Source organism: Streptomyces sp. NPDC055400, assembly GCF_053644375.1.
This window is the reverse complement of the sequence record NZ_JBSHLM010000001.1, coordinates 193,989-209,403: the sequence shown is the minus strand read 5'-3', so window position 1 is coordinate 209,403 and position 15,415 is coordinate 193,989. Positions and strand designations below refer to the sequence as shown.

Sequence of the window (15,415 nt, the reverse complement as noted above, 5' to 3'; positions counted from 1 at the left end):
TCGTGCAGAAGATTCCTGAACAGACTTTATTCGCGCCGCACTTGACACCGGACATCGTCCGTACGGAGCATCGAAGCGCTTCGAAACATCATCTCGCCGGTCGCCGTTACGACCGCTCCATCTCTCCAAGGGGCTCGCCCGTGATCGAAAGACTCCCGACCGACGCCGGTGCCGCACCGCACGTGGACAAGCGCGTCGACGACCTCCTTGCCGGACTCACGCTCGAAGAACGTATCGCCTTCCTGCACCAGTCGACGCCGGGTGTCGAGCGCCTGGGCCTCGCCCCGTTCCGCACCGGGCAGGAGGCGCTGCACGGAGTCGCGTGGATGGGGCGGGCCACGGTCTTCCCCCAGGCGGTCGGGCTCGGCGCCACCTGGAACGAGGACCTGGTGCGCAGGGTCGGCGACGCCGTCTCCGCCGAGGCACGTGCCATGCGCGAGCGCGACGACAGGGTCGGCCTCAACGTGTGGGCGCCGACGGTGAATCTGCTGCGCCACCCACTGTGGGGCAGGAACGAGGAGGGGTACTCCGAGGACCCGTACCTCACCGCCGCCATCGCCACCGCGTACACCCGCGGCCTGCGCGGCACCCACCCCACCTACTGGCGCACCGCCCCCGTCCTCAAGCACTGGCTGGCCCACAACAACGAGACCCGCCGGGACACCACCTCGTCCTCCGTGCGCCCGCGCGTGCTCCACGAGTACGACATGAAGGCCTTCAAGCGTCCCGTCGAGGAGGGCGCCGTCGCCGGCGTCATGCCCGCCTACAACCTCGTCAACGGCCGCCCCAACCACGTATCCCCGTATCTGCGCGAGCACTTGAGGACCTGGACGGACCAGGAACTCCTGGTCTGCTCCGACGCGACCGCGCCCAGCAACCTCGTCGACTCCGAGCACTACTTCGACACCCACGAGGAGGCCACCGCCGCCACGCTGATCGCGGGCGTCGACAGCTTCACCGACCACGGCACGGACTCGTCGATCATCATCAGCCGCGTGCGGGGCGCCCTGGAGCAGGGCCTTGTCAGCACCGACGACATCGACGCGGCCGTGCGCCGACAGCTCGATGTACGGGCGCGCCTCGGCGAGTTCGAGGACACCGACCCCTTCGAGGACGTGCGGTACTTCGACACCGAGGCCCACCGCGCGCTCGCGCAGGAGAGTGCCGAACAGGCCGCCGTCCTGCTCAAGAACGACGGTCTGCTGCCCCTCGCGGCCGACGGCGGGACGCGGATCGCCGTCGTCGGACTGCTCGCCGACGAGTGCAAGACCGACTGGTACAGCGGCACCCTCATCCACCGCTCCACCCCCCTAGACGGCCTGCGCGAACGGTTCGGAGCGGACCGGGTCACCTTCACCGAGGGCGTGGACCGGGTCAGGCTGAGCAGCGACGCGGGATGGCTGACCGTCCCCGAAGCCGCCGCCGACACCGAGGTGCGCGGCGCCGAGGGCACCCTCGACCCGGCCCTCCTCGCGGGACGCACCGACCTCCCGCCGCTCACCGCCACCCCCGCCGAGGGCACCGAACTCGCCCTCGTCGACTGGGGGGACGACGCCCTGACCTTCCGCGCGCCCGACGGCCGGTACCTGTCCGTCGCCGACGACGGATACGTGCGGGCGTCCGCGGACGAGCCCGGTGGCTGGGTCGTCCAGGAGATCTTCAGCCTTGAGGCGCACGGCGCAGGACACCTCCTCAAGCACCGGGGCACGGGCCGCTACGTCACCGTCGCCGCGGACGGCGTGAAGGTCACCGACGACGGCACGGTGTGGCGGATCCAGTACGTGGAGCGTGGCGCGGACGCCGTGGCGCGCGCCGCCGCCGACGCCGACGCGGTGATCGTCGTCGCGGGCAACGACCCGCACATCAACGGCCGCGAGACGGAGGACCGCACGACCCTCGCGCTCCCCGCCCACCAGGACGGGCTGTGGCGGGCCGCGCTCGCCGCCAACCCGCGCACGGCGCTGTGCCTGGTCTCCGCCTATCCGTACGCCGTCCCCGACGCCGATGCCGCGCTGCCCGCGCTGCTGTGGACCGCGCACGGCGGCCAGGCGGCCGGCCGCGCCCTGGCCCGGGTCCTCGCCGGTGACGTCAGCCCGGCCGGACGGCTGCCGCAGACCTGGTACCGCAGTGACGCCGACCTGCCCGACCTGCTCGACTACGACGTGATCGGCTCGCGGCAGACGTATCTGTACTTCCAGGGCGACCCGCTCTACCCGTTCGGACACGGCCTGTCCTACAGCTCCTTCGGGTACGAAGGGCTCTTCGTCCGACGCGACGGCCTGCGGCTCGACATCACCTTCACCGTGACCAACACCGGCTCCCGTGCCGCCGACGAGGTGCCGCAGCTGTACGTCAGCGCGCTCGACGCGGCGGTGCCCCGGCCGCGCCGCCAACTGCTCGCGCACCGCCGCGTCACGCTCGCGCCGGGCGCCGCCGAACGGCTCACGCTGAGCGTGCCGGTCGAGGAGCTCGGCCACTGGGACGTCGCCCACGACCGGTGGAGTGTCACCACGGGCAGCTACGAACTCGCCGTCGGAGCCTCCAGCGAGGACATCCGGCTCACCGCCCGGCTCACGGTCGAAGGCGACACGCCCGCGCCGCGTCCCGTTCTCGGGCGCGGCCTGGACGCCGCGTCCTACGACGAGCAGAGCGGCACCGAGATCGTCGACCGCAGCAAGACGCACGGCGACGCGGTCACGCCCGTGCCGGGCGCCCGCGGCGAACTCTTCTTCCGCGACTGCGACTTCGGGGCCGACGGCGTGAGCGGCGTACGCGTTCAGGTCGCGGGTGAGGGCACCCTGGAGATCGGTGAGGCAGGCCCGCTCACCCTTCCCGCGACCGACGGCCCGTACGACTACGTCACGCTGAGCGCCGACTTCGCCGCCACGGGCGTACGCGACCTGCGCGTACGCCTCGACGGGGCGATCCGTCTCGACCGGCTCACCTTCATCCCCCGGGGGACCACCGTATGAAGTTCACCAACGGCTTCTGGCTCATGCGCGACGGTGTGCGGGCCTCGTACGCCACCGATGTGCGCGACATCCGCGCCGCCGACGACCGGTTCACCGCGTACGCCGCCGTACGGCACGTCCGTGACCGGGGCGACACCCTCAACGAACCGCTGATCACGGTCGACTGCTTCTCGCCCGCCGAGGGCGTCATCGGTGTCCGGTTCACGCACCACGCGGGCCGCCGACGCCGCGGACCCGACCTCGAACTGCAGCCCACGGAGGGCGGCAGCGGCGCCCGCGTCACCCGCGAGGGCACGGTCACCGAGCTGACGGCCGGGCCGCTGAGCGTGCGCCTGGACACCGAGGGCGAGTGGGGTCTGGAGTTCCACGACACCGCAACGGGCCGCCGCCTCACGGCAGTTGACCGCAAGGGCACCGCCTTCGCCACCATGCCCGACGGCTCCCACCACATGGTCGCCCAGCTCGCCCTCGACATCGGCGAGCACATCTACGGTCTCGGCGAACGCTTCACCCCGTTCGTCAAGAACGGCCAGACCGTGGACATCTGGCAGGCCGACGGCGGCACCAGCAGCGAACACGCCTACAAGAACGTCCCGTTCCACCTCTCCTCGCGCGGCTACGGCGTCTTCGTCAACCACCCGGGCAAGGTGTCGTACGAGATCGGCTCGGAGGCCGTCGGGCAGCTCCAGTTCAGCGTCGAGGACCAGTCGGTCGAGTTCTACGTCGTCGCGGGCCCGACCCCGAAGGACGTGCTGCGCCGCTACACCGCCCTCACCGGCCGCCCGGCGCTCCCGCCGGCCTGGTCGTTCGGGCTGTGGCTGACGACGTCCTTCTGCACCGAGTACGACGAGGCAACGGTCACCGCCTTCGTCGACGGCATGGCCGAACGCGCCATCCCGCTCTCCGTGTTCCACTTCGACTGCTTCTGGATGCGCGAGTACCAGTGGTCGGACTTCGCCTGGGACCCGGACGTCTTCCCCGACCCGGAGGGGATGCTCCGCCGCCTCAAGGCGCGCGGCCTGCGCATCAGTTTGTGGATCAACCCGTACATCGCCCAGAAGTCGGCCCTCTTCGACGAGGCCGCCGCGGCAGGCTACCTGGTACGGCGGCCGAACGGCGACATCTGGCAGTGGGACCTGTGGCAGCCCGGGATGGCCCTGGTCGACTTCACCGACCCGGCCGCCCGCGAGTGGTACGCGGGCAAACTGCGCGTCCTGCTCGACATGGGCGTCGACAGCTTCAAGACGGACTTCGGGGAGCGGGTGCCCACCGACGTCGACTGGCACGACGGCTCCGACCCCGAGCGCATGCACAACTACTACACGCACCTCTACAACCGCACCGTCTTCGAACTCCTGGAGAAGGAGCGCGGCAGCGGCGAAGCCGTCGTCTTCGCGCGCTCTGCGACCGCGGGCGGCCAGCAGTTCCCCGTGCACTGGGGCGGCGACTGCTTCGCCTCGTTCACGGCGATGGCCGAGTCGCTGCGCGGCGGCCTGTCCCTGTCCCTGTCCGGATTCGGGTTCTGGTCGCACGACATCGGCGGCTTCGAGGGCACTCCCGACCCGGCGGTCTTCAAGCGCTGGCTCGCCTTCGGCCTGCTCTCCTCGCACAGCCGCCTGCACGGCAACGTCTCGTACCGCGTGCCGTGGGAGTTCGGCGAGGAAGCCGTCGACGTGGCGCGGCAGTTCACGCTGCTCAAGCACCGGCTGATGCCGTACCTGTACGGGGCCGCGGTCGAGGCCCACCGCACCGGCGTCCCGGTGATGCGCCCGATGCTCCTCGACTTCCCCGACGACCCGACCTGCCGCACGCTCGACCGGCAGTACATGCTCGGCCCCGACCTCCTCGTCGCCCCGGTCTTCACGGCCGACGGCGACGTCGAGTACTACCTTCCGGAGGGCACCTGGACGCATCTCCTCACGGGCGAGCAGGTGCGGGGCCCGGCCTGGCGCAGCGAGCGCCACGGCTTCGACAGCCTCCCCCTGTACGTGCGCGAAGGCGCGGTGCTGCCGCTCGGCGCGGACGACCAGCGCCCCGACGGCGACTGGCTCGACGACCTCACCCTGCTCGTCGCCCCCGGCGCGGACGACGTGAGCGTGACGGTGCCGGGCCTCGACGGCAGCGCCGCCGCCACGTACCGGGTGCGGCGCGACGGCGGGAGCGTGTCCGTCGAGGCTTCCGGCACACAACGCCCGTACGAGGTGAAGGAGTTGTAGCGGCGGCGGAGTCGGCGGGTCAGTCCTCGACCGGTGTGTGACGGAACCAGTCGAAGGCGACGGTCCCGGACGCGGCGTACATCCCGATGACGCGTCCGGTGAACCCGCCGGCCACCTCCGTCGACAGACAGCGGCCGTCGAGCGAGGCGAGCGCGCCGAACGAACCGTCCGCCTCCTCGACGCCGAACGTGAGGGTGTCGGGGCCCGAGCGCGGGTCGCGCGGCGCGGTCACGGGGACACGTCGACGCCGAGAACCACGAGCCCCTCGGCCACCGGCCGGGACGCCACCTCGGTGCGCAGCGGGCCCGCGCCGGCCGGCACCGGTGTGCGTATCGAGGGCGATCCCGTGCTCAACCTCTCGGTCCGCCGGTACAGCGACCAGCACCTCGCCGAGGCCCGCCACCAGCCCGACCTCATTCCCGAACCCGTGATCCACCTGCACACGGACCACGCGGTCCAGGGGCAGCGCGGCCGTGGGGCCGGGCGTGCTTCCACAGCACCGGCTGACCACGCGCGCGGCCGAGTTCACGCTGACCCTCACGCCTGTGACCGACGACTGACGAGACTTTCAGCGCTTTCCACTTCTCAACGAAGGGCTTGATCGTGGGCAACATCGCTTCGAACCCGATCGTTCCGGGGTTCCATCCCGACCCGAGCATCTGCCGGGTAGGGGAGGACTACTACCTCGCGTGCTCCAGCTTCGAGTACTTCCCCGGGGTGCCGATCTTCCACAGCCGCGACCTGGTGAACTGGCGGCAGATCGGTAACGTGCTGGATCGCCCGAGCCAGCTGCGGTTGTCGCGGGCCTCGTCGTCCGGCGGGATCTACGCCCCGACGCTTCGGCATCACGACGGCCGGTTCTGGCTGATCACCACGAATGTCAGCGAGGGCGGGAACCTGTTGGTCACCGCCACCGATCCAGCCGGCCCCTGGTCCGAGCCGGTGATGCTGCCCGGGGTGCCCGGCATCGACCCGGACCTGGCGTGGGATGAGGAGGGCATCTGCTGGTGCACCGTGGCCGGTGTGGGGCAGGTGCGTCTGGACCTTGAGACCGGCGGAGCCCTCGGTGAGTCTGCGCAGGTGTGGTCGGGAACGCGCGGTGCCAAGGCGCCGGAGGCTCCGCACCTGTACCGGATCGGCGAGTACTGGTACCTGGTGATCGCCGAGGGCGGCACCGAGCGCGGGCACGCCGTGTCGATCGCGCGCGGACCGTCGCCGAGCGGACCGTTCGAGCCGAACCCGGCCAACCCGATCCTCACCCACCGCGGCGTTGAGCATCCGGTGCAGAACACCGGCCATGCGGATCTGGTGCAGGGCCCTGACGACTCGTGGTGGCTGGTGTTCCTCGGGACCCGGCCCGGCGGCGGCACGCCCGGATGGCACGTCCTGGGCCGGGAAACGTTCCTCGCCCCCGTCGAGTGGCTCAACGGCTGGCCGGTCGTCGGCGAGGTCGTCACAGATCTGTCGGAAATTCCGTGGCCGCTCCAAGATCCGGTGGCCGAGCCGGTCCGCGATGACTTCGACGGCAGCACGCTGCGGCCGCAGTGGATCTCGCTGCGGGGCCGGCCCGAGGAACTCGTCACCACGCAGGACCGGCCTGGCTGGTTGACCCTGCGGGCGAGAGGGAAGTCGCTGGACGCTGACGACGTCGTCTTCGTCGGCCGCCGCCAGCAGCACCTGTCGTGCTCTGCCGGCGCCCTGATCGACGCGGCGGAGGGCGAAGGCGGCCTGGCGGTCCGGCTCGACGAGCACCACCACTACGGGATCGAAGTCGCTGACGGCGAGGTGCGGGTGGTGGCTCGCATCGGCCCGCTGCGCACAGTCGTGGCGTCCCGGCCGGTGCCGGCGGGTCCGGTCGAACTCACCGTCCGCATCGCGGAGGAGCAGCCGCGGGACGCGCGTGGCGGACCGGACACCGTGTCGTTCGGCGTGGCCGAGCCGGGCGGCGCCGCCACGGACTTGGCCACCCTCGACGGCCGATACCTGTCCACCGAAGTGGCGGGCGGCTTCACCGGCCGGGTGATCGGCATGTACGCGACGGCCGGCACGGTTCGTTTCGAATGGTTCGACTACGTTTCCGGAGGATCTCGATGAAGACCGTGACCGACGTTCTGAACACTGTCGACCAGACCCTGGGGGTGGGCCCGTTCAGAGCGACCGACCCGGCCCGGCCCGCGACGCTGCTCTTCCGCGGAGTCGACCTCACCGGCGCCGTCCGGGTGGAGGCCGAGACCGCCCTCGAGGACGCGGAGGCCGGCGCGGCACGGCTGGAACTGCAGGCCGGTGACCAGCTGCTGGCCCAGATCGGAGTGCCCGGCACCGGCGACCGCCCCACCTGGACGACCATCGCGGCCGAGCTCGCCGCCCCGCTCGACGGCGTCCACGACCTCAGGATGACGCTGCACGGCGGCTTCCGGCTGGCCGCCTTCCGCTTCGTCACGTCCGACTGAGCCCCGCACCCGCGCGACCGGCGGCCCGACCGGCGCGGCACCGCACCACCACCCTGTCATCGCCTCACCCGGAGGAACACATGCCGCTCACAGACTTCGGCCCCGACGAACTCGACAGCTACCGGCCCGAGTCGCCCGCCCCGAAAGACTTCGACTTCTTCTGGCAGCGGACCCTCGCCGAAGCCCGCTCGTACGACGGGGCGGCCAAGTCCGAGCGGGTCACCTCCGCGCACCTCCTGCGCACCGTCGAAGTCGACGACGTGCGCTTCCCCGGCTGGCGGGGCGAGCCGGTGGCCGCCTGGCTGCTGCGCCCGCGCGACGCGGCCGGACCGCTGCCGGTCGTCGTCACCTACATCGGCTACTCCGGCGGACGCGGGCTGCCCACCGACCACCTGTTCTGGCCCTCGGCCGGCTACGCCCAGCTCGTGGTCGACAGCCGCGGCCAGGGCCACGACACCCCGGACCGGGGCGAGGGCGAAGGCACCCAGTGGTCCGAGGGCTTCATGACCCGCGGCATCGATTCACCCGGCAACTACTACTACCGGCGGCTGATGACCGACTGCGTGCGGGCCGTGGACGCGGTCGCGCAGTTGCCCGGACTCGACACCCGCCGGATCGTGCTGGCCGGCGGCAGCCAGGGCGGCGGCCTGGCACTCGCCGTCGCCGGCCTCACCGGGGACCGCGTATCGGCGGTGATGCCGGACGTCCCGTTCCTGTGTCACTTCCGCCGCGCCGTGCAGATCAGCGGCGAGGGCCCGTACCCGGAGATCGTCAAGTACCTGCGGTGGCACAGCCGCCACCGGGTGGAGCCGACCTTGGCCACCCTCGACTACTTCGACGGCGTCCACTTCGCCCAACGGGCCACCGCTCCGGCGCTGTTCAGCGTCGGCCTGATGGACCCGGTCTGCCCGCCATCCACGGTCTACGCCGCCTTCAACCACTACGCGGGCCAGGACCGCACCATGACGGTGTGGCCGTTCGCCGACCACGGCGGCGGCTGCGGCTCCAACCCGCCCACCCAACTGGCCTGGCTGCACCGGCGCGGCCTGGCGCCGGAGCTGTGACCGTCGTGTCCTTCGCATCCGGGCCCACCGTGTGCCCGTTCCCCCGAACTGCCCGCCGGGTTCCGCTTCGGAGCCGCGACCGCCGCCTACCAGATCGAGGGCGCCCACGACCAGGACGGCCGCGGCCCGTCCATCTGGGACACCTTCAGCCACGCCCCCGGCCGCACCCTCGGCGGTGCCACCGGCGACACCGCCTGCGACCACTACCACCGCTACCGTGAGGACACCGCCCTGCTGCGCGCCCTCGGCGTCGACAGCTACCGCTTTTCGATCGCCTGGTCCCGCCTGCTGCCGCAGGGCACCGGGCCGGTCAACGCCAAGGGCCTGGACTCCTGGCGGTTGCCCGGCGACCTGGAGCTGATCGGCGCCCCGCCGGACTTCCTCGGCGTCAACTTCTACCGCCCCGTGACGGTCGCCAACGCCCCTCACCGCGTGACCGACCCCGAAGCACGCTCCGCCGTGGACATCGGCGTCACCGAGCTGGACCCGTACAACACCCGGCACACCAACGTGGGCTGGCCCGTCGTCCCGGAGGCGTTCACCGAGCTGCTCTGCGGACTGAACGCCCGCTACCCGCGGCTTCCACCGGTCTGGATCACCGAGAACGGCTCCGCCGAGGCCGACACCGTCGCCCCCGACGGCCGGGTCCACGACACCGCGCGGATCGACTACCTCACGGACCATCTCGCCGCCGTCGCCGAAGCGGTCGCCGCCGGGGTCGACGTGCGCGGCTACTACGTCTGGTCGCTGCTGGACAACTTTGAGTGGGCGCGCGGGTACGGCCAGCGCTTCGGCCTCGTCCACGTCGACTACGACACCCTGACCCGAACGCCCAAGGACAGCTACCACTGGTACCAGGGCCTGATCGCCGCGCACCGTGCGCGGACGGAGGAATCCATCGAATGAAGTTCACCGACGGCTACTGGCTGATGCACCCGGGCGTCACCGCGCGCTACGCCACCGAGGTCGCGGACGTCCGGGCCGACGAGCACCGCATGACCCTCTACGCACCGGTGAAGCACGTACTCAGCCGCGGCGCCACGCTCAACAGCCTTCTGCTGACCGTCGAATGTTGGTCGCCGGCTGAGGGTGTGATCGGGGTACGCGCCACCCACCACACCGGTACGGCGAGGTGGTCGAGCTCAGTGCCGGTGAGCTGTCGCTGCGGGTGGACACCTCCAAGCCGTGGCATCTGGAGTTCACCGCCGGCGGGCAGGTGCTGACCTCTGTGGGCGAGCGCGGCACCGGCTTCGTCACCGACGCCGCCGGCCGGCACTTCATGCTCCGGCAACTCTCCCTGGGCGTAGGGGAGTCGGTGTACGGGCTGTAGGAGCGGTTCACCCCGTTGGTCAAGAACGGGCAGGTGGTGGACATCTGGCAGGCCGACGGCGGCACCAGCAGCGAGCAGGCGTACAAGAACATCCCCTCCCGCGCGCCCCCGCAAGGGCGTGCGGGGCCTCTCCCCTCCACATCAGGCACCCGGAGGTACGCGTGAAGAGCCGCACCAGACGTCACCTCGGAGGCCGTCGGCGAAGCGCGCATCGCTGGATGCGCGCCTGCCTGTCTTCCCCGGCCGCGGTGCGGACGGACCCGACGGCCAGTCCCAGCACCGGGTCAGGAGTGAGGGCTGTCCTCCACCTTCTCGAAGAAGAACTCGTGTTTGAGGAAGGAGATCTCGTACTCGTGCCCGGCCTGAGGCGGCAGCAGTTGGGAGGCCTGGAACAGGCGCCACCCGTCGAGCAGCGCGGCAAGCCCTGTGGGATAGGGAGGCTCGTCGCTGTCGCCGGTCGTCGGACAGGTCCGGCCGGTCCCGTCGTATCGGGACCAGCCCACGACATCGGAGTCCAGCGTCGACGTCGCGAGATAGAGGACCAGCACCTGCTGTCTCATGCGGGACTCCTCAAGGCCGGTCGATTGCTCACGCGGGTGACCCAGTAGTCGACATCGAACGAGTCGTCGCCGGTCAGGGCCCGCCACAGGAGGACCCGGTTGTAGATCTCCAGTCGGGCCGTGGCCTGCTCGTACCAGGGGAGATATGTATTGAGTTCCGCGGCCACAGCAGGGTCGTGCAGGTCGGAGACGTCCCACAGACGCACCTGCGGCACGGTCGGGTTGAGGCGGATCTTGTACATGTAGCGGCTACCCGCGGTGTCGTTGCGGCGGCCACTGTGCCAGATGCCGTGGTGCACGAGAACGACCGTGCCTGCCGGGCAGGTCAGACGGGTCTGCCCTCTGAGGTTCTGGACGCGGCCGATGTCCGTCTCGTTGATCCTGCGCAGATGGCTTCCGGGCACGCTGAGGGTGCCGCCCATTTCGGCCGTCACCTCGTGCGGGTAGTACATGAGCTGGATGTCGAACGCATCCGGCCGCACATCGATGATCGCGTCTCCGTGGAGCGGCTGCGCATGTCCCTGGTGCGGCTCGCGCACGTGCACCGCATGGTGGTCGACGGTCGGTTCGGGGCCGACCAGGCTCTCGACGGAGCCTGCGATGACTGGCAGGGTGAGCAGCTCGTGGACGAAGGTGTCTTGTGCGAACGCCCGGTCCAGTGGCGTGCCGTAGGACACTTCCGGCAGGTTCTCGGTCAAGGCCGCGATGGCCCGTTCATTGATCTCCTGCGGGACCACCCCGTCTAGGCGCAGGAATCCCTGCGCGACGAAGCGCGCCACCTGAACCGATGTCAGAAGTTGTTTGCTGGTTGACATGACGACGAAGGTACGTGTCGTGTCCGGATCGGTCGTGGGTTGAAATCGTCCAGTGCTGGTAATTTTTCATCCTCGTGAGACACGTAACGCTACGGCTCGACGAGGCGCCGACCGTGGTCGATGCAGGCATCGGGGTGCATGGCGTCTCCATCGCCCACGACGTCTTCCGGCTGCCGGACCTGTGGCAGCTGCACCTCTACAACTACGAGGGTGCTCTGTCCGTCGGGGAGTCGGTCCATTCCATACGCCCCGGCCACGTCAGCCTGGTGCCGCCGAACACGGAGGTGCACTTTCACTACCAGGGCAGGTCGGAGCATTTCTACGTCCATCTGCGGCTGCACGACGGCGGAACCGCGCGGGTGGTTCCGGTGATGCAGGACGCCGTGGCCGAGGGCACGCGCCTGTCCGATCTGCTCCGACATGCCGTGACGGCCATGCCGACTTCGCCCTCGCGAGCCTCGGCCGAGGTCTGGACCGCTCTGTGGCGCATCGCCGAGTTGCCGCAGGGTGATGGAGCCGGGCGCCGCCACCCCTTCGTGGCAGCCGCCCAGGCCTACGTCGAGGAACACCTGGCCGGGCCGTTGTCCGTGCCGGACGTCTCTCGGGCCGTCGGAATCTCCCACACGCACCTGACGCGCGTGTTCCGTGCCGAAACCGGCCTCACAGTCGTTTCGTACATCCGGCATCGCCGCCTGCAGCGCGCCCGCCACCTCCTGTTGTCCTCCACCCTGTCCATCACCGCCATCGCCGCGTCCGTGGGTATCGCCGATCTCCAGGCATTCAACAAGGCCTGCCACCGTGAACTCGGCGCGAGCCCGCGTGACGTGCGTGCGGCCGCCCTTGCGGGGCTGGACGGCCCAGGGCCGTAAGGGGGCCGGTGGCGTGCAAGGAGGCCATGAAGCCGTTGCCGTCGAAGCGGCGGTCCCACAGGACCAGCATGGGGGAGTCGAGGTGGTGCAGCAGTCGGGGGGCGTAGGCGGTCTCGCCCTCGGCGGTGGGGCCGAAGACCGCGCCGATCACGGCCCGGGTGCCGGTCCCGACCAGCGTCATCAGCTCGATCTGGAGGTAACCGCCGTGCGAACAGCGCCCAGCCACCGTTGGTTGCGCTCACTGTCGGGCACCTTGATCGAGCCGCAGCCCTCGAAGGGGACCGTACGGTAGGTACCGAAACCTACTCCGGGCGCGTGTGGCCGGGCCAACGCTCCGGCCACCGCCTTGAACAAGGCCCGCATGGGTGCGCAGCCCACTCGGCGGCGTAGATCCCGCAGCCGCCGCTGGACTGCCCGGTGCTCGTGCAGGACGGCGTCCACCAGCTCGAAGGGCAGATATGTGGTCAGGGAGCCCAGATGCCGGGCGGCGAATCGCCCGGTAGCCACGGTGATCTCCTGGGACAGCGTCATCAGGGCGGGCGGGGAGGCAAAACACTTCAAGAAGGGAATGCTCACCGGAGCCATCAAGGGCTGACACCCGAGAAACAGGCTCGCGAAACGGCCCGCCGCGCACCGCGCTCTCAGGGGGGTGTCACGGTTGACAGGGCGTCACATCACGCGGAACGCGCGCCGGGCCGTCGAGGGGCTCATGGTCGAACCAGTCGAAGTGGACCGCGCCCCTGGCGGCGTACATGCCCAGGACCCGGCCGGTGAAGCCGCCTCGTCCCTCGGACGGGTCGATCAGGGCGCGCGCCCGGCAGGCCGGGTGCTGCTGACGACGGCCGGTGAACACCACATCGGATGCGCCCAGGGAGCCACCCCTGGGCAGTTCGGCAGGCAGGCGCAGTGGCGCTCAGGGGACGTCCGGCGTCGCATGCGCGATGCGGAGCAGTACCGCCGAGGGTGCGGCGGGCAGGGTCACCGTGAGCTCGCCGGTGGCAGGGTGCCAGACGGCGTTCGCTCCGCGTGCGGCGGGGTACAGCACGTCGGCGCGGGTCTCGCCCGGCCTCTGCGGCAGGCGGACGGTCACCGTGTCCTGTCCGCCCGGGCGGCGCCAGACGGTGAGGTAGGTGGTATCGGGGGTGTGGAGCGCGAGGGCGGTCCACGGGGCGTCCCAGACGGGAAGCCCGAGCGGCCAGGACGGTACCGCCCGCGGCAGATCGGCGCGGATGGTCCGGTACACGGCGATCGCCTCGTGGACCAGCGCGCGGGACTCGGGCCCCAGGTCCGGCAGGCCGCCGGAGAGGTGGATTCGGCCCAGGAGAGCGCTCGTCATGGTGAAGGCGACCTCGTCGAGGGAGTCCTCGGGCTGCGGGTACGCCCACACGGCGCCCTGCTCGGGGGTGACGGCGGTGGGCGCGGAGGCCGCGATGGGCGCGTAGTGGGAGAGGTTCTGCTGGTCGCTGGTGGACTGCAGTTGCAGCCGGGACAGCAACGCGTGGTCCCAGCGCATGCCGCCGGAGGCGCAGTTCTCCACCACCAGATGCGGGTGGCGGTCCAGGATGCCGTCGAGCCAGTCGAGGTGGGCCCGGTTGTGGCCGAGCAGGCCGGCGCCCGGGCTCTCGCCGGGGTGGGCGCTGGTGCCGGAGCCGGGGTCGATGTTGTGGTCGAGCTTGAGGTAGCCGACACCCCACGCGCCGGCCAGGCGGTCCACGACCTGGTCGAGGTGGGCGCGGGCGGCCGGGTGGCGCAGGTCCAGATGGTGCCGGCCGGATTCGGTGATCCGGACGCCGTCACGGCGGAAGAATGCCTCTTCCGGCAGGGACTTGGCCACGGGGCTGTCCACACCGATGACTTCCGGCTCCAGCCACAGCCCGGGCGTCATACCGCGGGCGCGGATGCGGTCGAGGACTTCGTGGATGCCGCGCCCGCCCGGGAACCGGGAGACGGACGGCTCCCAGGCACCGACGCTGGTCCACCAGCCGTCGCTGTCGTCGTACCAGCCGGCGTCGATGACGAAGTACTCGGCGCCCGCGTCGGCCGCCGCGTCGATCAGCGGCAGCAGCTTCTCGGTGGTGGGGTCGCCCATCAGGCAGTTCATGTAGTCGTTGAAGATGACGGGCAGACTCAAGTGGTCGGCGTGCAGGCGGCGCTGGGCGCGCCGGTAGCGGGTCAGCGCGGCGAACGCGTCGTCGGGGCCACCGTCGGCGCTGAACGACAGGGCCGCGGGGACGGTGCGAAAGGCGGCGCCCGGTTCCAGGGGATGCCGCCAGCCGTGGTGGGTGTCGGTCGGGCCGAACAGCGCCACGTACGCCGCCCCGTCGTGCTCCTGACACTCCCAGCGCCAGCCGCCACCGTTGTGCTCGATCTGCCACACCCCCGTACGGCCGGTGTGACGGTCTGTCAAGCCGCCCATCGGCAGGTGCCCGCAGCTGGACCAGACGCCGTGGCCGTTCAGGTCGAAGCCTGCCTTACCGTGCCCGTACGGCACCCGCCCGCTGACGGGGGGCGTGGTGTGGCGCAGCGGCTGACGCTGCCAGCGGCACTCGGAGAGCCAGTCGTTGTCCGCCCACAGCACGTCGGACGCGTCGATCGCCGCCGCGTCCCGCGAGGTGAGACAGCCCGCGACGAGCGAACTGACCGATTCCAGATGCAGCGTGACGGACCCCTCGTTGCGCAGGAGTACGTCGCTGCGGAGTACGGGGACGCCATCCGGCGACCGGTAGGTCACCTCTGCGGTGAGACCGGTCTCCGGGTCGTGAAGTACCACGGTCAGGGTGTGCCAGTCACCGTCCCGGCCCTCGTGGTGCTCGCGATGGCGCAGCCGTGCACCGAGACGGGTCCCGATCAGGCGGCTGCCCGACCAGCCTCGGCCATGACCTGCGGCCGTCACTTCCACGAGCGGCAGGGACGCGCCGGGATCGCCGCTCACGTCGCCGGGAAGTCCGAGGCGGGCCAGGCGAACGCTGTCGTCGCCGCCGAGGGTGAACTCGAGTTGCAGGGCTCGGTGACCCCAGCGAAACGACCGCTGTTCTTTGTCCATGATGTTCTCGGTGTCCCTTTCCATGTTGTTCCGCGGGGATGCCAAGTGGCGGAAGTCCGGGCATCGAAGCGCTTCACTTTGTCTAGGACGCTAATC

General features: G+C 70.8%; 11 protein-coding genes and 3 pseudogenes. 8 read left to right on the top strand and 6 right to left on the bottom strand.

Going from position 1 to position 15,415, the window contains the following annotated elements; genetic code table 11:
* The first annotated feature begins 140 nt into the window (after positions 1–140).
* Positions 141–2,972 (top strand): glycoside hydrolase family 3 C-terminal domain-containing protein, encoded by a 2,832-nt coding sequence (locus tag ACWIGU_RS00945; RefSeq protein ID WP_454396081.1) that lies wholly within the window; start codon positions 141–143, stop codon positions 2,970–2,972.
* A complete protein-coding gene (gene yicI / locus ACWIGU_RS00940; protein WP_454396079.1) occupies positions 2,969–5,188 on the top strand; it encodes an alpha-xylosidase in 2,220 nt (739 codons plus the stop codon). Before ACWIGU_RS00945 ends, yicI begins: the two co-directional genes overlap by 4 nt.
* Before the next feature lie 19 nt (positions 5,189–5,207).
* Here the strand turns inward: yicI and ACWIGU_RS00935 are convergent.
* Positions 5,208–5,509: pseudogene (locus ACWIGU_RS00935) on the bottom strand (beta-xylosidase family glycoside hydrolase); the annotation flags it as partial.
* 282 nt (positions 5,510–5,791) lie between these two features.
* On the opposite strand from ACWIGU_RS00935, the gene ACWIGU_RS00930 reads away from it, so the two are divergent.
* The 5 genes and pseudogenes from ACWIGU_RS00930 to ACWIGU_RS00910 all read left to right on the top strand — a co-directional run.
* Positions 5,792–7,282, top strand: coding sequence for a glycoside hydrolase family 43 protein (locus ACWIGU_RS00930; protein ID WP_454396077.1), 1,491 nt, complete (start codon positions 5,792–5,794; stop codon positions 7,280–7,282).
* Positions 7,279–7,638, top strand: coding sequence for a carbohydrate-binding protein (locus ACWIGU_RS00925; protein ID WP_454396075.1), 360 nt, complete (start codon positions 7,279–7,281; stop codon positions 7,636–7,638). The genes ACWIGU_RS00930 and ACWIGU_RS00925 overlap by 4 nt, the downstream gene beginning before the upstream one ends.
* 80 nt (positions 7,639–7,718) lie before the next feature.
* Complete coding sequence (locus ACWIGU_RS00920) at positions 7,719–8,702, top strand: acetylxylan esterase (protein ID WP_454396073.1); 984 nt, start codon at positions 7,719–7,721, stop codon at positions 8,700–8,702.
* 48 nt (positions 8,703–8,750) lie between these two features.
* A complete protein-coding gene (locus ACWIGU_RS00915; protein WP_454397212.1) occupies positions 8,751–9,608 on the top strand; it encodes a family 1 glycosylhydrolase in 858 nt (285 codons plus the stop codon).
* Positions 9,605–10,128 (top strand): annotated as a pseudogene (locus ACWIGU_RS00910) (alpha-xylosidase); the annotation flags it as partial. The gene ACWIGU_RS00915 and the pseudogene ACWIGU_RS00910, both read left to right, overlap by 4 nt.
* Before the next feature lie 188 nt (positions 10,129–10,316).
* Here ACWIGU_RS00910 and ACWIGU_RS00905 read toward each other — a convergent pair.
* Positions 10,317–10,592 carry a hypothetical protein gene (locus tag ACWIGU_RS00905; protein ID WP_454396071.1) on the bottom strand — a complete coding sequence of 92 codons (276 nt, stop codon included), beginning with the start codon at positions 10,590–10,592 and terminating at the stop codon, positions 10,317–10,319.
* On the bottom strand, positions 10,589–11,407 hold the full coding sequence (locus tag ACWIGU_RS00900) for a phytanoyl-CoA dioxygenase family protein (RefSeq protein WP_454396069.1): 819 nt from the start codon (positions 11,405–11,407) through the stop codon (positions 10,589–10,591). Before ACWIGU_RS00900 ends, ACWIGU_RS00905 begins: the two co-directional genes overlap by 4 nt.
* 74 nt (positions 11,408–11,481) lie before the next feature.
* Between ACWIGU_RS00900 and ACWIGU_RS00895 the strand changes: the two genes are divergently transcribed.
* Positions 11,482–12,276 carry a helix-turn-helix domain-containing protein gene (locus tag ACWIGU_RS00895; protein ID WP_454396067.1) on the top strand — a complete coding sequence of 265 codons (795 nt, stop codon included), beginning with the start codon at positions 11,482–11,484 and terminating at the stop codon, positions 12,274–12,276.
* Positions 12,277–12,456: 180 nt separating this feature from the next.
* Here ACWIGU_RS00895 and ACWIGU_RS00890 read toward each other — a convergent pair whose 3' ends face one another.
* The 3 genes and pseudogenes from ACWIGU_RS00890 to ACWIGU_RS00880 all read right to left on the bottom strand — a co-directional run bounded on the left by ACWIGU_RS00890 (position 12,457) and on the right by ACWIGU_RS00880 (position 15,319).
* Complete coding sequence (locus tag ACWIGU_RS00890; protein WP_454396065.1) at positions 12,457–12,783, bottom strand: hypothetical protein; 327 nt, start codon at positions 12,781–12,783, stop codon at positions 12,457–12,459.
* Positions 12,784–12,928: 145 nt separating this feature from the next.
* Positions 12,929–13,159 (bottom strand): annotated as a pseudogene (locus tag ACWIGU_RS00885) (hypothetical protein); the annotation flags it as partial.
* A gap of 30 nt (positions 13,160–13,189) precedes the next feature.
* Positions 13,190–15,319: an alpha-galactosidase gene (locus tag ACWIGU_RS00880; RefSeq protein ID WP_454397210.1), complete on the bottom strand. Its 2,130-nt coding sequence runs from the start codon at positions 15,317–15,319 to the stop codon at positions 13,190–13,192.
* Between the last annotated feature and the right edge of the window lie 96 nt (positions 15,320–15,415).